The following is a 17934-nucleotide window of genomic DNA, read 5'->3' on the forward strand; positions in this document are numbered from 1 at the left end:
GAAAAACCGCGTCAATTCCCATGACCAAGCGCGACATTCTGATCCTCATTCCGGCCCGCATGGCGGCCTCGCGCCTGCCGGGCAAGCCGCTCGCCGACATCGCCGGCAAACCGATGATCGCGCATGTCATTGCGCGGGCGGAAGCGGCGGGTCTCGGCCATGTGATTGTCGCGACCGATTCCGAACCGATACTCGCGGCGGTTGAGAAAGCCGGCCGCCGGGCGCTGATGACCCGCACCGACCACGCCTCCGGCTCGGACCGGATTTTCGAGGCGCTGGACCTCGCCGACCCCGACAAGGCGGTGAAGATCGTGGTCAACGTGCAGGGCGACCTGCCGACGCTCGAAGCCGATGACCTGCGCGCCGCGGTGAAGCTGCTCGACGACCCCGCGGTCGATATCGGCACGCTCGCGGCCGAGATCACCAACGACGAGGAGCGGTTCAATCCGAATGTGGTGAAGCTGGTCGGATCGCCCGCAGGGCCCGATCGCCTCCGCGCGCTCTATTTCACGAGAGCCACCGCGCCTTATGGGGAGGGGCCGCTCTACCATCACATCGGGCTTTACGCCTATCGCCGCGCCGCGCTGGAGCGCTTTGTCTCGCTGCCGCCTTCGACGCTGGAAAAGCGCGAGAAGCTCGAACAGCTCCGCGCTCTCGAAGCCGGCATGCGGATCGATGCGGCGATCGTGAAATCGGTGCCGCTCGGCGTCGATACGCCGGAAGACCTCGAGACCGCGCGCAAGCTTCTCAGTCGTTGACTCTCCTCGCGCGCAAGGCGTAACGGAACCCGCATGACCAAGAAGAAGATTTCGTTCCAGGGCGAGCCCGGCGCCAATTCGCACATTGCCTGCCGCGAAGCCTATCCCGATTTCGAGCCGCTGCCCTGTCCGACCTTCGAGGATGCCTTCGCGGCCGTGGCCAATGGCGACGCCGCGCTGGCGATGATCCCGATCGAGAATTCGGTCGCCGGTCGAGTCGCCGACATCCATCACCTGATGCCGCGCTCCGGCCTGCACATCGTCGCCGAATGGTTCCTGCCGGTGCAGCATCAATTGATGGCGCCAAAGGGCGCAACGCTCGACGGCATCAGGACGGTCGAAAGCCATGTGCACGCGCTCGGCCAATGCCGCAACATCATCCGCAAGCTGAAGATCAAGGCGCTGGTCGCCGCCGACACCGCCGGTTCCGCGCGCGAAGTATCGGAGCGCGGTGACAAGAGCGCAGCCGCCATCGCCACCCGCCTCGCCGCCGAAATCTATGGTCTCGATATTCTCGCCGAAGACATCGAGGATGAAGCGCACAACACCACGCGCTTCATCGTGCTGGCGCGCGAGCCGCAATGGGCGGAGACCGGCAACGGCCCGGTCGTCACCACATTCATCTTCCAGGTGCGCAACATTCCCGCCGCGCTCTACAAGGCGCTGGGCGGCTTCGCCACCAACGGCGTGAACATGACCAAGCTGGAAAGCTACATGGTCGACGGCAATTTCTTCGCCACCATGTTCTATGCCGACATTGAAGGGCACCCGAGCGATCACAATGTCGCGCTGGCGCTGAAAGAGCTCGAATATTTCTCCAAGGAAATGCGCGTGCTCGGCGTCTATCCCGGGCACCCGTTCCGCGCGACGTTCAAGGTCGCAGCGGAATGACTTCACCCTCCCCTGGAGGGGGAGGGTCGCTTACCGAGCGATAGCGAAGGTAAGCGGGGTGGGGTGGCAGTGTTTGAGATCACCCCACCCCGTCTCGTATCTCACATCCGTTCGATACTCGCCGACCCTCCCCCTCCAGGGGAGGGTGAACGCTAAATCGTCTGGTTATATTCCCCAACCTCCGGATGCGTGCGCAGCACGCCATCCACGGCCTTGAACATGTCGCGCATGCGCTGCTCCGACGCCGGGCTTTCGACCACCACCACAAGCTCCGGCTTGTTCGACGAGGCGCGGACCAAGCCCCAGGTGCCGTCTTCCACCGTCACCCGCACGCCGTTGACGGTGACGAGATCGCGGATCGGCTGACCGGCCACCTTGTCGCCCTTCTTTTGCGCGTCTTCAAAATGCTTCACCACCGCATCGACGATGCCGTATTTCTTTTCGTCGTCGCAATGCGGCGACATGGTCGGCGACGACCAGGTCTTCGGCAGCGCGTTCTTCAGATCGCTCATGCTCTTGTCGGGATTGCGGTCGAGCATGTCGCACACGGCAATCGCCGAAATCAATCCGTCGTCATAGCCGCGGCCGAACGGCTTGTTGAAGAAGAAGTGGCCGGACTTCTCAAAGCCGACCATCGCGCCGCTCTCATTCACGCGCCGCTTCATGTAGGAATGGCCGGTCTTCCAGTAATCGGCTTTCACCTTGTTCTTGATCAGCACCGGATCGGTGGCGAACAGGCCGGTCGATTTCACATCGACCACGAAGGTCGCGCCGGGATGAAGAGCGGATATGTCGCGCGCCAGCATCACGCCGATCTTGTCGGCGAAAATCTCGTCGCCCTCGTTATCGACTACGCCGCAACGATCGCCGTCGCCGTCGAAACCAAAACCGACATCGGCGCCCGCATTGATCACCGCATCGCGCATCGCGTGCAGCATCTTCATGTCTTCGGGATTGGGATTGTATTTCGGGAAGGTGTGATCGAGGTCGCAATCGAGCGGGATCACCTCGCAGCCGATGGCTTCGAGCACCTTCGGCGCGAACGCGCCGGCTGTGCCGTTGCCGCAGGCGGCGACCACACGCAGCTTGCGTTTCAGCTTCGGCCGATTGGTGAGATCGGCGATATAGCGCGCCGGGAAATCGTCGATAAAGGTGTAGCTGCCGCCCTCCTTGGTCTTGAACTTGGCGTTGAGCACGATGTCCTTCAGTCGCGTCATTTCATCGGGGCCGAAAGTCATCGGGCGGTTGGCGCCCATCTTCACGCCGGTCCAGCCATTGTCGTTATGCGAGGCGGTCACCATCGCAACGCACGGCACATCGAGATCGAACTGCGCGAAATAGGCCATCGGCGATAGCGCGAGACCGATATCGCGCACCCGCATGCCGGAGGCCATCATGCCGGAAATCAGCGCCATCTTCACCGAGGCGGAATAGCCGCGGAAGTCATGTCCGGTGACGATATCCGGACGCACGCCCATCTCGTGCACCAGCGTGCCGATGCCCATGCCGAGCCACTGCACGCCCATCAGATTGATTTCCTTGCCGAGCAGCCAGCGCGCATCGTATTCGCGGAAGCCGGTCGGCTTCACCATCGGCTGGGATTCGTAGGCGTAGGTATTGGGCGCGAGTTGCGCCGCGGGCTTGGGAAACATCAATATCCTCGGAGGTGCGATTTGGCGCGGGACGAGAACGCCACTCATGCGAAATGGTTGCGGCGGAATAATGAAAAGCTAGAGCATGATGCTGAAAAGTGCGAAGCGGTTTTCGGACGACATCATGCTCCAACGTGTGAGAATTGATCACGTTTTATGATTTTGGATCGATTCGATCCAAAATCATCGTGGTCTATTGCTCCAGTACCAATTTGCCATTGGCGTATTCGAAACGTTTGAGCTTCGTCAAATAAGACAGCCCGAGCAAATTTTCGCTTAAGGCGTTGCCGGGGACGACCAAGGCCTGCACGTTGCGGACCACAAGACCGTCGATATCGACAGTGTTGAGCATCACCGGCGCCGCCTTGACGGTCCCGTTGGCTGTTTTGACCTGGGCGGTGAAGGCATCGCGGGACGGGCGGATGCCGAGGCGGACGGCCTCGCGTTCGGTCAGCGCAATCACCGAAGCGCCGGTATCGACCATGAAGTCGACGCGCCGGCCGTCGATCCGGCCGCCGACCTGGAAATGTCCTCGCGGGTCACGCGGGATGGTGACAGAACGGGCGGCCGATGACGACGGCGCCTTGCCGACGGTGACCGCCGCCACCGAAGAGGGCGCGGTTGCTTTCGCCGCCGGCGGCGGATCACGGTCGAGGACATGCGCAATCAGTCCCGCCGCCGCGAGCACCAGTCCTGCGAATACGATGATCGAACGCATCGTTTACGGGTCCGTCCGTCTGTCCTGCTTCACCCGTGGACCACAAAGCATTGCGGGTGGAAATACGACGCTAAAAGGACACGCCGAAGGATGCGGATTGATCCGGCTTGGTCACTGACTGCTGAACGCGACCATTCAAATTTGAGACAAAGCGAACAGGAACGCTCACGGCGAACACGTCTGCTCGAACCCTTCTGCTTATGGCCCGAAGCGGCGTTTGGAACGTCCGCCATTTAGGAGGCAACCCGATGCAGTTGCCACCTTGGATCGCCTGCGCAGCGCGCGTCGAGACTCGGCTCAGTTCTGCGAGGTTCACCGCGCCCAGCCGATCTTTCGCATGCACGCCGTTGGCAAGGGCATGCAGTCATGCTACATCTAAAGTTACATGACTTGTGAAGCATCGGGAATGCGACAGTTTGAGAATAAGGACCACTGGGATAGTGCAGCGAGCCATTATCAGCAGACCGCGCACCCTTTCACGGCGCTCTTTGCGGAAGCGGCGCTGGCGCGCGTAACCCTGACGCCTCAGAGTCATGTTCTCGACGTGGCGGCCGGCACCGGCGCGCTCGCGCTGGCAGCCGCGCGCACCGGGGCACGCGTGCTGGCGACCGACTTCTCGCCCGGCATGGTGGGATGCATCGCCGCTGCCGGTCGGCCCAATGTCGAGGCGCGGGTTATGGACGGACAGGCGCTGGACCTGCCCGACGCGCATTTCGATGCGGTCTTTTCGATCTTCGGTGTCATCATGTTCCCCGATTGGCGCAAGGGCTTGGCCGAGATGCGCCGCGTCACGCGGCCCGGCGGATATGGCGTGGTCGCGACCTGGCAGGATCGGGGCGCGGCGACCTTCCTCCTGTTGGGCGAAGTCCGGCAGAAACTGTTCCCTGATCGCTCGGGCATGGCAATGCCTGAAGCCGTTCAGGCGTTGAGTGATCCGGACGATTTCGCCCGCGCTCTCGTCACTGCTGGCTACCGCGATCCCCGGATCGACGTGGTGACTCATGATTACCTACTCGACGTGGCGGCGCTCGACGCGCCTGACACGCTTTTCGGCATGTCGCCCGACTGGACCAGCTTGAACGATGTCGAAAAGGCCGCGGTGATTGCCGAGGTGCGGGACAGGGCCGATGGTCGTCCGATCCTGCCAATCACCTCGACCGCGCTCATTGGCGTGGCGGAACGATGAATACCAACCGCATTTTTGCGGGCCATTCCGGACGCCGACGCATGTCCGCTTTAAGGGATAAAGCGGAGGAGACGCATTTATGCGTCCACGCGCCTTAGCCCAACCGGATGCCGCGGCTCTCGACCTGCCAGATCTCGAAAAACTTGCCGAGCACCCGCGACAGCGATGACGCCGCCGCGCCCGCGGCGCGCAACTGGATGTCGCGCGTCATCGGCTCGTGGCGCAAACCTGCTGCAAGATTGGTGGCGACAGCAACACCCAGCACCCGCAGGCCGAAGCGGCGCGCCAAGATCGCTTCGGGCACGATGGTCATGCTGACGAGATCGGCGCCCAGTTTCTGCGCCACGCGTGCCTCGGCCGGCGTCTCGAAGCTCGGTCCGGGAATCCACATCACCTCGCCCTCGTGCGTTTTGCGGCCGAGATGGGACGACGCGAGATTGTAGCGTTCGCGCAGATGGCGGTCGTAAGTGCCAGCCATATCGATGAAGCCGCCGCCATCCGCTTCGCCTATCAACGGATTGAAGCCGGTCAGATTGACATGGTCGGTGATCGTCAACAGTGTGCCGGGCTGGATCTCGTTGCGCACCGCGCCTGCCACACCCGTCAGCACCACCGCCTTGGCGCCGAGCCGCGCCAGCGTTTCCAGCGGCACCCGCATCGCATTGATGTCGCCTGTCTCGTTGTAGTTTGCGCGGCCGCGAAAGACAGCAACACGCGCGGTGCCGATGATGCCGAGCAGAAGCTCGTAAGCCATCCCTTCCGGCGCATGGAAGCCCGGCAATTCGGAATACGGGATGCTGATCGCCTGAGTCGCATGATCGGCAATGGCGAACAGCCCGACACCCAGAACCAGTCCCACATCGATCGCCGCATCGCCGATCTGATCGCGAATGATCTCAACACATCTCTCGGCTTCGCTCGACACGTTCAGTCCCCGGCCAATCCTTCGTAACGGCGCATCCATGCGCCTGCGCGCAAGTGATAGCGGAGATGATTTAACGGCAGCCTACCGCCTTACCCATCTCAGGTTCCCGGCCGCTTGGCGCGTCGCGTCGGCAGCGCATTGGCGGGATCGTCCGGCCAGGGATGTTTCGGATAGCGCCCGCGCATATCCGATTTCACCGCGCCATAGCTGCCTTGCCAGAAACCCGGCAGATCGCGCGTCACCTGCACGGGCCGGTGCGCCGGTGAGAGAAGTTCAATCACCAAGGGTACGCGTCCATCGGCAATCGAGGGATGGCGGCTGAGGCCGAACAATTCCTGCACGCGAATGGCAATCGTCGGCCCGGCTTCGGCTTCATAATCGATCGGCACCTGCGTTCCGGTTGGCGCCTCGAAATGCGTCGGCGCTTCCGCGTCAAGCCGGCGGCGCATCGTCCACGGCAGCAATGCCATCACCGCGTTCGACAGTTCGTCAGCGCCGAGATCTTTGAGCGCGGTCTTGTCGCTGAAAAGCGGCGCCAGCCATTCGCGAACCGTCGCGGTCAATGCTTCGTTCGAAAGGTCCGGCCATTCATCGCCTTCCGATTTTCGCAGGAACGTGACGCGATCGCGCCATTGCAGGATGTGTTTGCTCCACGGCAAGCGATGCAGGCCGGCTGCAGCAATCGCGTCGGCCAGTTTGATGGCGTTTTCTTCAGAGGGTTCTGCTGAGGCGATCTGTTCGGAAAAAACGATCGCGCCGAGCCTGCGCGCTTTCCGCGCGCGCAGGGCCAGTGTCGCCGGATCGACCGTGACATCATCGCGCTGTTCGATGCGATCGGCGAAACGCTGTTCGATGTCCGCGAGCGAGATCGGTGCGGCAAGAAGAATGCGCGCCTGCGCGGCCGTCCCTGATAATTCCGCAGCGACGATGAAGGGTTCGCGCGCAAGCGCCAAAGCCGGATCGAGTGTCGCGCCGCGGCCATTGGCGAGCAGAAAGCCGCCCTGCCCGCCACCGCGATTTTTGGCGACGCGATCGGGATAGGCGAGTGAGAGGATGGCGCCGACGGAGTCATTCCGGGACGGCGCGACAGCGCCGGGCCCGGAATCCAGACTTCCAGTCGCGGCTCTGGATTCCGGGTTCGCCACTTCGTGGCGCCCCGGAATGACGGAGGATGCCCACCGCCGCGCCATCCGCCGCGCTTCATCCGCTCGGCGCGAGCGGTCACGCCAAAACTGATCGACTCTGTGCGTGACATCGACATCGTTGCCGCCCAATCCACGTTCGGTGACGATGACGGCGATATCGGCAGCAAGTTCACCGGCATTCTCGCGCGCCGCATCGACCACCATGCGCGCCAGTCGCGGCGGCAATGGCAGCGCGCGAAGACTGCGGCCCTCATCGGTAATGCGGCCATTGTCGTCGAGCGCCGACAATTCCATCAGCAGCTTGCGTGCTTCGGTGTAAGCGGCCTGCGGCGGCGGATCGAGAAAGGCGAGCTTGGCCGGATCGCTCACGCCCCATTGCGCGAGATCGAGCGCGAAGGATGACAAGTCGGCGCTGAGAATTTCCGGCCGCGCAAAGGCTTCGAGCGACACCGTCTCCGGCTCGCTCCAGAGCCGATAGCAGACGCCGGGCTCGGTACGGCCGGCGCGGCCGCGCCGCTGATCGGCCGCAGCCCGCGACACGCGCACGGTCTCGAGCCGTGTCAGCCCGACGCCGGGCTCGAAACGCGGCACGCGGGCGAGGCCTGAGTCGATGACGACGCGCACGCCTTCGATGGTTAGCGAAGTTTCGGCAATCGAGGTGGCCAGCACGACCTTGCGGCGACCGGACGGCGACGGCGAAATGGCGCGGTCCTGAACCTGCGCATCGAGCGCGCCGTAGAGCGCCACGACATCGATGTTCTCGTCCGTGCTCCGGCCGAGCAACCGCTCTTTTACGAGCATTTCGGTGCGGCGGATTTCCGCCTGACCGGGCAGGAAAACGAGCAGCGATCCCGGCTCGGCCCGCAATGCTTTCATAACCGCATCCGCCACCTGCGGCTCGATATGCGCCCGCGCATCGCGGCCAAGATATTGAGTTTCAACGGGAAATGCGCGGCCGAGACTCTCCACTTGCGGCGCCTCGCCAAGCAGCCTCGCCACCCGCGCGCCGTCCAGCGTCGCCGACATGACGAGAATCTTTAAGTCCTCGCGCAAGCCCTGCTGCGCATCGCGCGCAAACGCCAATCCGAGGTCGGCATCGAGCGATCGCTCGTGAAATTCATCAAATAAAACAGCGGCATAGCCGGACAATTCCGGATCGTCGAGGATCATCCGGGTGAAGATCCCCTCGGTCACCACCTCGATTTTCGTCGCCTTCGACACTTTCGAGCCGAACCGCACCCGAAGCCCGACGGTCTCGCCGACCGTCTCCCCGAGCGTCTTCGCCATCCTCTCGGCCGCCGCCCGCGCCGCCAGCCGGCGCGGCTCGAGCACGATGATCTTGCCGGTCTCCGCCCACGGCTCGTCTTTCAGGACCAGCGGCACGCGCGTCGTCTTGCCGGCGCCCGGCGGCGCAACGAGCACCGCCGCCTCATGCGTGCGCAGCGCAGCTGTCAGCGCCGGTAATGCGTCGTCGATGGGAAGCGGAGAATCGAAAGCAGTCATTGTCATGCAGCATTTGCGCTCCTTACCTCCCCCTGCAAGGGGGAGGTCGACTGCCGGAGCGAAAGCGGAGGCCGTCGGGTGGATCCTTGCCTAAGCCCCCTCCCAATCCCTCCCCCTTTCAGGGGAGGGATTGGGAGCCAGCGCGGCTAACCCCTCCCAACACCCGTATACGCAAACCCGTGCCGCGCGGCTTCTTCCGCCGGGTACACATTGCGCAGATCGACGATGACCGGATTGGCCATCGCGACCTTCAGCGTCGGAAAATCGAGCGCGCGGAACTGCTCCCATTCCGTCACGATGACGAGCACGTCCGCCCCCTTGGCGCAGGTATAGGCATCATCGGCATAATCGACATTCGTGAGAACCTCTCGCGCCTGCTCCATGCCTTCCGGATCATAGACCTGCACGCGCGCACCCATGTCCTGCAGCGCCGTGATCAGCGGAATCGAAGGCGCATCGCGCATGTCGTCGGTATTGGGTTTGAAGGTGAGGCCGAGCACGGCCACGGTCTTGTCGCGCAGGTTTCCGCCCGCGGCCGCCAGCACCTTGCGCGCCATCGCGCGCTTGCGCTGATCGTTCACCGCCGCGACCGTCTCCACAATCCGCAGTGGTGCCTCGTGATCCTGCCCGGTCTTGATCAGCGCCACCGTATCCTTCGGGAAGCACGACCCGCCGTAACCCGGACCGGCATGCAGGAATTTGCCGCCGATGCGATTGTCGAGACCGATGCCGCGCGCGACATCCTGCACATTGGCGCCAACCTTCTCGGCCAGATCGGCAATCTCGTTGATGAAGGTGATCTTGGTCGCAAGAAAAGCATTGGCGGCGTATTTGATCAGCTCCGCCGTCCGCCGCTCCGTCACCATGATCGGGGCGCGGTTGAGATAGAGCGGACGATAGACATCCTGCATCACTGTCTTGGCGCGTTCGTCCGTCGTACCGATGACGATGCGATCGGGATGTTTGAAATCGCGGATTGCCGCGCCCTCGCGCAAGAATTCCGGATTCGAGACCACCGCAAAATCGCCATCAGCCCGCGTCTTGCGCATCACCCGCTCGACCTCGTCGCCAGTGCCGACCGGTACGGTGGATTTGGTCACCACCACGGTAAACCCGTCCAGCGCCTCGGCGACCTCGCGCGCCGCTTCATAAACATAGGTCAGGTCGGCATGGCCATCGCCACGCCGGGACGGCGTGCCGACCGCGATGAAGACGGCGTCGGCGTCGGTGACCGGCCCCTTCAGGTCGGTCGTGAATATCAGCCGGCCCTGCCGCACATTGTTGGCGACCAGTTCGGCGAGGCCCGGCTCGTAGATCGGCATCTCGCCCCGTTTGAGCTTTTCGATCTTGCGCGCATCCTTGTCGACACAGACGACCTGATGCCCGAAATCGGCGAAGCAGGCTCCGGAAACAAGGCCCACATAACCGGAGCCGATCATGGTGATGCGCATGGATAAAACCCAAGAAAATGATACCGGAACAGGGTTCCGCCCCGGCGATTGCCATAGTAGACGCGTCCATCGCTGACGAGCATTGTCGCATGACAGGGGCGTGACAGGATATCCACTATCGCCGTTGCCATTACCGCCGGGACGGCCCACATTGCCGCCATGCCTTCAGCAAAATCAGCCAAATCGTCGGCGAAAGCCGCCGCCGCCAAATCCGCCGTCACCAAGACAGCCCCCGCCAAAACTGCACCCGGTCTGGCAGGCGCGCTGAAGAAAGACGATCACGTCTTTCTGGTCGATGGCTCGTCGTACATTTTCCGCGCCTATCACGCGCTGCCGCCGCTCAACCGCAAATCGGACGGGCTGCAGGTCAACGCCGTGCTCGGCTTTTGCAACATGCTGTGGAAGCTGCTCCGCGACATGAAGCCGGAGGAGCGGCCAACCCATCTCGCGGTGGTCTTCGACAAATCCGAAAAAACCTTCCGCACCGATTTCTATCCCGACTACAAGGCGCACCGTCCTGACGCGCCGTCCGATCTCATCCCGCAATTCCCGCTGATCCGCGAGGCCGTCCACGCCTTCGACATTCCCTGCCTCGAACAGGCGGGCTATGAGGCCGACGATCTGATCGCGACCTATGCACGACTCGCCTGCGAGGTCGGCGCCAGCGCCACCATCGTCTCGTCCGACAAGGACCTGATGCAGCTCGTGACCGACTGCGTCATCATGTACGACACGATGAAGGACAAGAAGATCGGCGTCGCCGAGGTGATCGAGAAATTCGGCGTGCCGCCGGAAAAGGTCATCGAGGTGCAATCGCTGATCGGCGATTCCACCGACAACGTGCCCGGCGTGCCCGGCATCGGCGTGAAGACAGCGGCGCAGCTCATCGGCGAATTCGGCGACCTGGAAACGCTGCTCAGCCGCGCGAACGAAATCAAGCAGGAGAAGCGGCGGCAGACGCTGATCGACAATGCCGAGCAGGCGCGGCTGTCGAAACGGCTCGTCACCCTCGATCAGAATGTCGATCTCGAAGTGCCGGTCGAAGACCTCGCCGTGCACGAGCCGGACTACAAGAAGCTGATCGCATTCCTCAAGGCGATGGAGTTCACCACGCTGACGCGGCGCGTTGCTGAAGCGTCGGAAATCGACGCCAGCCAGATCGAGCCGGATGCACGGCTGAGTGCCGGTGCGCCGCCGCTTCCTCCGGTGCGGCCGGAGGATGGCGCAGTCTCAGCGGCGCCGGGCGGGGTCATGTCACAGGCGACCCCCACCCGGTCGCCTTCGGCGACCACCCTCCCCCTTTCAGGGGGAGGGATGAACCGGAGCAAGGGGGGAGGGGGGCAGCGGAGCAAGCTGTTTACACTCCGATTTCACTGGCCGAAGTGCGGCTCGCAAAGCTCAAAGCCATCCCGTTCGACCGCAGCAAATATGAGGTCGTGCGCGATCTCGCCCGCCTGAAGGCCTGGATCGCGCGCGCGATCGATGTCGGACAGGTCGCGATCAATACGCAGACCAATTCGCTCGATCCGATGCAGGCGACCTTGTGCGGCTTCTCGCTTGCGCTGACACCGAACGAAGCCTGTTACGTGCCGGTCGCCCATCGCGAAAGCGGCGAAGGCCAGGGCTTGTTCGATGCCGGCATCCTTCCGCATCAGATCGCGGAAAAAGACGCGATCGATGCGATCAAGCCCCTTCTTGAAGATCCCGGCGTTCTCAAGATCGGCCACAACCTCAAATTCGATTGGCAGATCTTCGCGCAGCGCGGCGTCGTGACAGCGCCTTATGACGACACGTTGCTGATGTCCTACGTCGTCGATGCCGGCCGCACCGACCACGCCGTCAGTTCGCTGACGCATCGCTATTTCGGACACACCGTGATCGACTTCAACGAGATCACCAAGTCCGGAAAGACCAGGGTCACCTTCGATTGCATCCCGATCGAGAAGGCCGCCGAATTCTCTGCCGAGGATGCAGATGCAACCTTGCGTCTGTGGCATGTGCTGAGAGCCCGCCTTGCCGCCGATCGCATGGTCAATGTTTACGAGACCTTGGAACGGCCCCTGGTCGCCGTTCTCGGGCGCATGGAAGGTCGCGGCATTTCCATCGACCGGCCGACACTGGCGAAACTCTCCAGCGAGTTCGCCGCCGAAAGCCTGCGGCTCGAAGGCGAGATCCAGAAACTCGCCGGCATGCCGCTCAATCCCGGCTCGCCGAAGCAGATCGGCGATGTGCTGTTCGGCTCGCTCGGTTTACCCGGCGGCACCAAGACCAAGACCGGCGCATGGTCGACATCCGCACAGGTACTCGACGAACTTGCCGAACAAGGTCACGAACTGCCACAGAAGATTCTCGACTGGCGGCAGGTCTCGAAGCTGCGCTCGACTTACACCGATGCCTTGCCAACTTATGTCGATCCGAAGACGCATCGCGTGCATACGAGCTACGCGCTCGCGGCAACGACCACCGGCCGCCTGTCGTCGTCCGAACCGAATTTGCAGAACATCCCGATCCGCACCGAGGCTGGCCGCAAGATCCGCAAGGCCTTCGTCGCGCAGCCCGGTCACAAGCTTGTCTCGGCCGACTACTCGCAGATCGAACTGCGTCTTCTGTCCGAAGTCGCCAACGTGCCGGCCTTGCGCCAGGCCTTCAGGGACGGCACCGACATTCACGCGATGACGGCGTCGGAAATGTTCGGCGTGCCAGTGAAGGACATGCCGGGCGAAATCCGCCGTCGTGCGAAGGCGATCAACTTCGGCATCATCTATGGCATCTCCGCTTTCGGTCTTGCCAATCAGCTCGGCATCGCCCGCGAGGAAGCCGGCGCTTACATCAAGAAATATTTCGAGCGCTTCCCCGGCATCCGCGATTACATGGATGAGACGCGCGACTTCTGTAGAGAGCATGGTTATGTGCTGACGCTGTTCGGTCGCAAATGCCACTATCCGGATATCCGCGCGTCCAATCCCTCGGTGCGCGCGTTCAATGAACGCGCCGCGATCAACGCCCGCCTGCAAGGCTCGGCCGCCGACATCATCCGCCGTGCGATGGTGCGGATGGACGACGCGCTGTCAGATGCCAAGCTAAAAGCGAGAATGCTGCTGCAGGTGCATGACGAACTCGTCTTCGAAGTGCCGGACAAGGATGTCGAAAAGACATTACCCGTGGTGAAGCGCGTGATGGAAGACGCCCCGCATCCCGCCGTGCAGCTCCACGTTCCGCTCGCCGTCGAAGCCCGCGCCGCCGACAACTGGGACGAGGCGCATTGATCCTATTCGGCCTCATCCTGAGGAGCATCGCGAAGCGATGCGTCTCGAAGGATGGGGCCGCCCCTCGTCCTTCGAGACGGCGCTACGCGCCTCTTCAGGATGAGGGCGGAGTTAGCTCAACAGAAACGAAAGTGAAGAATGTCCTCCCTCTCCGCCTTTCCCATCACCAAACGCTGGCCCGCCAAACATCCCGATCGTCTGCAGCTTTATTCCTTTCCGACGCCGAACGGTGTGAAGGTGTCGATCGCGCTGGAAGAGATCGGCCTTCCCTACGAGGCCCATACGGTCAATATCGGACAGAACGAGAGCTGGACGCCGGAATTCCTCTCGCTCAATCCGAACGGAAAAATCCCCGCGATCGTCGATCCGAATGGTCCCGGCGGCAAGCCGCTCGGCCTTTGGGAATCCGGCGCGATTCTTGGCTATCTCGCCGGCAAGACCGACAAACTGATCCCGCATGATCCGGCGCGGATGATCGAGACCATCCAGTGGGTGCATTTCCAGATGGGTGGCATCGGCCCGATGTTCGGTCAGGTCGGATTCTTTCATAAGTTTGCCGGCAAGGACTATGAGGACAAGCGGCCGCGCGATCGCTACGTCAACGAATCGAAGCGCTTGCTTGGCGTGCTCGAAGGCCGATTGAAAGGCCGGCAATGGATCATGGACGATGACTTCACCATCGCCGACATCTCGATGCTTGGCTGGGTGCGCAATCTCGTCGGCTTCTACGGCGCGCGTGAGCTGGTCGAGTTCGACAATCTCAAGGAGGTTCCGGCCTGGCTTGAGCGCGGCCTTGCGCGACCGGCGGTGCAGCGGGGGCTTGAGATTCCGAAGCGGCCTTAGGTCTCGTGTCCCGGGCGCGGCGCAGCATATCATGATGCGCCGCAGACCCGGGACCATCTGGCCTGCGTCGGTCCCAGATCAGCAGCGCATCACTTCGCTTCGCTCCATGCTGCGCAGCATCCGGGACACGAGAACACAATCACACCCACACGCTCATCTCATCCAGCGCCTTCTTGGTAATCACCGGCACCTGGCAATCATCCACCGGATAGCCTGTGACAAGGAGGATGTAAGCCTTCTCGCTGTCGGGGCGGCCGCAGATCTCGTTGAGAAAACCCATCGGCGACGGCGTATGCGTCAGCGTCGCGAGCCCGGCATTGTGAAGCGCGGCAATCAGAAAGCCCGAAGCAATACCGACCGATTCCGGCACATAATAGTGCTTCACCTTCTCGCCATCCGGCCCCATGCCATAGCGCTGGCCGAAGATCGCGATCAGCCAGGGCGCCGTTTCGAGAAACGGCTTTTCCCAATCGGTGCCGAGATGACGCAGCGCACCGAGCCACTCCTCGCCCGCGCGTCCGCTGTAAAAGGTTTTCTCTTCTTCCTCCGCGGCGATGCGGATCTGCGTCTTGATCGCCGGATCGGAGATGCACACGAAGGTCCAGGGCTGCTGGTTGGCGCCCGATGGCGCCAAAGCCGCTGTGCGGACCGCATTAGCGATGATCTCGCGCGGGACCGGCCGGTCACTGTAGTCGCGCACGGTGCGCCGCCGCGCCATCATGGCGAGAAAGTCGCGCGAGCGCTGTTCCATGTCCTCGAGCGACATCTCCCGGAACTGAAGCGGCTGGTAGATTGGATCCTGTGCGGTCTCGGCCATGGCTGTTTCCACTTTGAAATTTTCGGCAATGAATGGGGGAAAATCGCCCCGTCCGCCAGCCGCAAATTGGCGAGGCCGACGCAATGGTGCTACTCAGACCGAAATCGCAGCGATTAAAGGCTTCTCATGTCGGCTTCAGACTCCCGCGCCCGCCTTCTCGACATCATCCGCAAGCGGTCGTTTGGCCGCGGCGAAATCACCCTCGCTTCGGGCCGCAAGAGCGATTTCTATTTCAATCTGAAGCCGACCATGCTGGACGCCGAAGGCGCGGCCCTCCTCGCTGAACTGACCCTGGATGCACTGCAGGGCGAGAATATCGACTATGTCGGCGGCCTGGAAATGGGCGCAGTGCCGCTCGCCGGCGCCATCGCCCAGCTCAGCTTCATGCGCGGCAAGCCGATCCAGGCGTTTTTCGTGCGCAAGAAGCCGAAAGAGCATGGCGCGCGTCTGTCGGTCGAAGGGCTCGCCCCGGGCGAAACGCTGGCCGGCAAGCGTATCGTCATTGTCGAGGATGTGACCACCACCGGCGGCTCGGCGATCAAGGCGGCAGAAGCGGTCCGCGACGCCGGCGGCAACATCGTCATGGTCTTCACCATGGTCGACCGGCAGGAAGGGGCGACCGAAGGCTTCCAGGAAGCCAAGCTGCCCTTCCGTTCGCTCTACACTGCGTCGGAATTCCTCAAAAATTGAGAGACACCGGTCACGGCGCGTTTACAGACGACCTGTATAGTTTCAACCTTCAGTGAACCACGGCCAATAGCCACTATTGGGTCTGGCTGACGCAACCAACGTCGTGTTTGGTGCGTTTGCGAGTGTGGTCTTCAGACAGTGAAGGGGGCCCGTCCCGTGGGTCGATTGATGTCTGTTCAGCGCTCTCCATTCTTATCAGGCACTGTGATCGCGGCCATATTGGTTGCCTTTTCACCTGCTCCCGCATCCGCTCAAAACCTGTTCGATCTATTCTTTGGCGGTATGCGCCGCGCCATGGCACCTTCAGGCTCCTATGCCGACCCTCGCCAGGACGGACGCGTGACGCGTTTACGCCATAACAGCGGCCCCTATGTCGGTGGCGGCGGCGTCGCTTATTGCGTGCGCCTCTGCGACGGCCGCTATTTCCCGATCACCTACAACACCCGCAATGCCGCTGACATCTGCAACTCGTTCTGTCCGGCATCGCCGACCAAGGTTTTCAATGGCAGCGGCATCGATCATGCTTATTCGCCAGAGGGCAAACGCTATTCGGACATCCCGAATGCGTTCGTCTATCGCGCCAGACTGGTGAAAGATTGCACCTGCGACGGCAAGAGCCCGACCGGCCTTGTGCGGCAGGATGTGAATGATGACGACACCTTGCGTCAGGGCGACCTCGTTGCGACCAGCAAAGGCCTGATGGCCTATCGCGGCGAGAGCCGCAACGTGGCGCAATTCTCACCGATCAATCCCTCCAGCTTCTCTCCGGCGATGCGCAAACAATTGCTGGCGACTCGCGTCGAGCCTAACCGGACAGCAGAAGAAATGAAGGGCGCGGATGAAGCGGCCATCGTCAGCCGCAATATCGACCAGCGCAATCAGGCTGCAAGATAAGTCACGCTTTTCCGGCCAATGCTTTGACGACGTCTTCCGCCAGCGACAGCGAAGACGTCAGTCCCGGCGATTCAATTCCGAACAGATTCACAAGGCCGGGCATTCGGTGCTCTGCCGGGCCTGCGATCATGAAATCGGCCGCGGGCTCGCCCGCTCCGGTCAGCTTCGGACGAATGCCCGCATAATCGGGAACGAGCGAGCCGTCCGGCAATCCCGACCAATAGGTGCGGATGCGTGCATAGAATGACGCCGCCCGCGCCGGATCGACTTCGTAATTCTCCTTGTCGATCCATTCGACATCGGGACCGAACCGCATCCGCCCGGCCAGATCGAGCGTGACATGCACGCCGAGGCCGCCATCAACCGGCGTTGGATAGATCAGCCGCTTGAACGCCGGTCGCCCGGCGAAACCGAAATAATTGCCCTTCGCCAAGACCTGTTTGGGAATCTGCGCCAGCGGATAGCCCTCGATATTGCGCGCCACTGCTTGCGCCGACAGTCCGGCGGAATTGATCACCGCATCGACGTCGAGCGTACCCGGCTCGCGCCCACCGAAATGTACGCGCCATCCGTTCAGCATCGGCGTCAGCGTCTCGACCGGCGTCTCGAACGCAATCACGCCGCCATGCGCTTCGAGATCGCCCTGCAGCGCGAGCATGTAGGCATGGCCGTCGATGATGCCGGTTGTGGGCGAGACCAATGCTGCGATGCAGGTCAGCTCCGGCTCGAGATCGCGCGCCGCATTGCCGCCGATCAGTTCGAGCTCTTCGACGCCATTGGCAATGCCCTGCTTGTGAATGGCTTCCAGGCGCGAGCGCTCGGCCTCATTCGTCGCAACGATCAGTTTGCCGCAGCGGCGATGCGGCACGCCATGTTCGGCGCAGAAGTCGTACAGCATCCGATTGCCGCGCGGACAATGCTTCGCCCGCAGCGATCCGCTCGGATAATACATGCCGGCATGAATGACCTCGCTGTTGCGCGAGGAAATGCCGGTGCCGATGGCATCGGCCGCTTCGGCGACGATGACATCGTGTCCTTTCAGAGCCGCCTCGCGCGCAATCGCAAGTCCGACCACACCCGCGCCAATGACAAGAACCTGCATAGACACTCAAAAAATGATCCGCTCTGCCAAGCCATACAAGCTTTGTGACAGCGAGAGAACCGGCTTGAGAGAATAGGCTCGGCCGACTGCCAT

At 62.4% G+C, this 17934-nt stretch carries 13 protein-coding genes and 1 pseudogene; 7 read left to right on the plus strand and 7 right to left on the minus strand.

Annotated features, from left to right (window positions below; translation table 11 throughout):
- Window positions 1-20 precede the first annotated feature (20 nt).
- Both CAK95_RS06740 and CAK95_RS06745 read left to right on the plus strand, forming a co-directional pair.
- The gene (locus tag CAK95_RS06740; RefSeq protein ID WP_086087218.1) at window positions 21-758 is read left to right on the plus strand and encodes a 3-deoxy-manno-octulosonate cytidylyltransferase; all 738 of its coding nucleotides are present in this window, start codon (window positions 21-23) and stop codon (window positions 756-758) included.
- Between the two features lie 33 nt (window positions 759-791).
- Window positions 792-1649: a prephenate dehydratase gene (locus tag CAK95_RS06745; RefSeq protein WP_086087219.1), complete on the plus strand. Its 858-nt coding sequence runs from the start codon at window positions 792-794 to the stop codon at window positions 1647-1649.
- 152 nt (window positions 1650-1801) lie between these two features.
- Here the strand turns inward: CAK95_RS06745 and CAK95_RS06750 are convergent, their stop codons facing one another.
- Both CAK95_RS06750 and CAK95_RS06755 read right to left on the minus strand, forming a co-directional pair.
- Window positions 1802-3301 (minus strand): phosphomannomutase/phosphoglucomutase, encoded by a 1500-nt coding sequence (locus CAK95_RS06750; RefSeq protein ID WP_086087220.1) that lies wholly within the window; start codon window positions 3299-3301, stop codon window positions 1802-1804.
- Between the two features lie 193 nt (window positions 3302-3494).
- Entirely contained in the window at window positions 3495-4019 is a 525-nt protein-coding gene (locus tag CAK95_RS06755) for a retropepsin-like aspartic protease family protein (RefSeq protein WP_086087221.1), read from the minus strand.
- A 406-nt stretch (window positions 4020-4425) separates the two neighbouring features.
- Here CAK95_RS06755 and CAK95_RS06760 point away from each other — a divergent pair, with 406 nt between their 5' ends.
- Window positions 4426-5205, plus strand: coding sequence for a class I SAM-dependent methyltransferase (locus CAK95_RS06760; protein WP_086087222.1), 780 nt, complete (start codon window positions 4426-4428; stop codon window positions 5203-5205).
- 94 nt (window positions 5206-5299) lie between these two features.
- Here the strand turns inward: CAK95_RS06760 and CAK95_RS06765 are convergent, their stop codons facing one another.
- From CAK95_RS06765 to CAK95_RS06775, 3 genes are all read right to left on the minus strand, one after another.
- Window positions 5300-6130 carry a purine-nucleoside phosphorylase gene (locus tag CAK95_RS06765; RefSeq protein ID WP_157699559.1) on the minus strand — a complete coding sequence of 277 codons (831 nt, stop codon included), beginning with the start codon at window positions 6128-6130 and terminating at the stop codon, window positions 5300-5302.
- Between the two features lie 98 nt (window positions 6131-6228).
- Window positions 6229-8784 carry an ATP-dependent helicase HrpB gene (hrpB, locus tag CAK95_RS06770; RefSeq protein WP_086087224.1) on the minus strand — a complete coding sequence of 852 codons (2556 nt, stop codon included), beginning with the start codon at window positions 8782-8784 and terminating at the stop codon, window positions 6229-6231.
- A gap of 140 nt (window positions 8785-8924) precedes the next feature.
- Entirely contained in the window at window positions 8925-10229 is a 1305-nt protein-coding gene (locus CAK95_RS06775) for a UDP-glucose dehydrogenase family protein (protein WP_086087225.1), read from the minus strand.
- Window positions 10230-10388: 159 nt separating this feature from the next.
- On the opposite strand from CAK95_RS06775, the pseudogene polA reads away from it, so the two are divergent.
- Both polA and CAK95_RS06785 read left to right on the plus strand, forming a co-directional pair.
- Window positions 10389-13495, plus strand: a pseudogene (gene polA, locus CAK95_RS29860) (DNA polymerase I).
- A 138-nt stretch (window positions 13496-13633) separates the two neighbouring features.
- On the plus strand, window positions 13634-14338 hold the full coding sequence (locus tag CAK95_RS06785; protein ID WP_086087226.1) for a glutathione S-transferase family protein: 705 nt from the start codon (window positions 13634-13636) through the stop codon (window positions 14336-14338).
- 139 nt (window positions 14339-14477) lie between these two features.
- On the opposite strand, the gene CAK95_RS06790 is transcribed toward CAK95_RS06785, so the two are convergent.
- Entirely contained in the window at window positions 14478-15155 is a 678-nt protein-coding gene (locus CAK95_RS06790) for a nitroreductase family protein (protein WP_086087227.1), read from the minus strand.
- Between the two features lie 126 nt (window positions 15156-15281).
- On the opposite strand from CAK95_RS06790, the gene pyrE reads away from it, so the two are divergent.
- The gene (gene pyrE / locus CAK95_RS06795; protein WP_086087228.1) at window positions 15282-15845 is read left to right on the plus strand and encodes an orotate phosphoribosyltransferase; all 564 of its coding nucleotides are present in this window, start codon (window positions 15282-15284) and stop codon (window positions 15843-15845) included.
- Between the two features lie 339 nt (window positions 15846-16184).
- Window positions 16185-16739: a DUF2865 domain-containing protein gene (locus CAK95_RS06800; protein WP_157699561.1), complete on the plus strand. Its 555-nt coding sequence runs from the start codon at window positions 16185-16187 to the stop codon at window positions 16737-16739.
- Window position 16740: 1 nt separating this feature from the next.
- Here the strand turns inward: CAK95_RS06800 and CAK95_RS06805 are convergent, their stop codons facing one another.
- Window positions 16741-17841: an NAD(P)/FAD-dependent oxidoreductase gene (locus CAK95_RS06805; protein ID WP_086087230.1), complete on the minus strand. Its 1101-nt coding sequence runs from the start codon at window positions 17839-17841 to the stop codon at window positions 16741-16743.
- Window positions 17842-17934: the final 93 nt, after the last annotated feature.

Origin of the sequence: Pseudorhodoplanes sinuspersici (assembly GCF_002119765.1) — a bacterium.
GTDB lineage: Bacteria > Pseudomonadota > Alphaproteobacteria > Rhizobiales > Xanthobacteraceae > Pseudorhodoplanes > Pseudorhodoplanes sinuspersici.

Excerpts from the sequence above, each read along its gene's own strand:
- CAK95_RS06740 (WP_086087218.1), top strand. The coding sequence starts at position 21 with ATGACCAAGCGCGACATTCTGATCCTCATTCCGGCCCGCATGGCGGCC.
- CAK95_RS06745 (WP_086087219.1), top strand. The coding sequence starts at position 792 with ATGACCAAGAAGAAGATTTCGTTCCAGGGCGAGCCCGGCGCCAATTCG.
- CAK95_RS06750 (WP_086087220.1), bottom strand. The coding sequence starts at position 3,301 with ATGTTTCCCAAGCCCGCGGCGCAACTCGCGCCCAATACCTACGCCTAC.
- CAK95_RS06755 (WP_086087221.1), bottom strand. The coding sequence starts at position 4,019 with ATGCGTTCGATCATCGTATTCGCAGGACTGGTGCTCGCGGCGGCGGGA.
- CAK95_RS06760 (WP_086087222.1), top strand. The coding sequence starts at position 4,426 with ATGCGACAGTTTGAGAATAAGGACCACTGGGATAGTGCAGCGAGCCAT.
- hrpB (WP_086087224.1), bottom strand. The coding sequence starts at position 8,784 with ATGACAATGACTGCTTTCGATTCTCCGCTTCCCATCGACGACGCATTA.
- CAK95_RS06775 (WP_086087225.1), bottom strand. The coding sequence starts at position 10,229 with ATGCGCATCACCATGATCGGCTCCGGTTATGTGGGCCTTGTTTCCGGA.
- CAK95_RS06785 (WP_086087226.1), top strand. The coding sequence starts at position 13,634 with ATGTCCTCCCTCTCCGCCTTTCCCATCACCAAACGCTGGCCCGCCAAA.
- CAK95_RS06790 (WP_086087227.1), bottom strand. The coding sequence starts at position 15,155 with ATGGCCGAGACCGCACAGGATCCAATCTACCAGCCGCTTCAGTTCCGG.
- pyrE (WP_086087228.1), top strand. The coding sequence starts at position 15,282 with ATGTCGGCTTCAGACTCCCGCGCCCGCCTTCTCGACATCATCCGCAAG.
- CAK95_RS06805 (WP_086087230.1), bottom strand. The coding sequence starts at position 17,841 with ATGCAGGTTCTTGTCATTGGCGCGGGTGTGGTCGGACTTGCGATTGCG.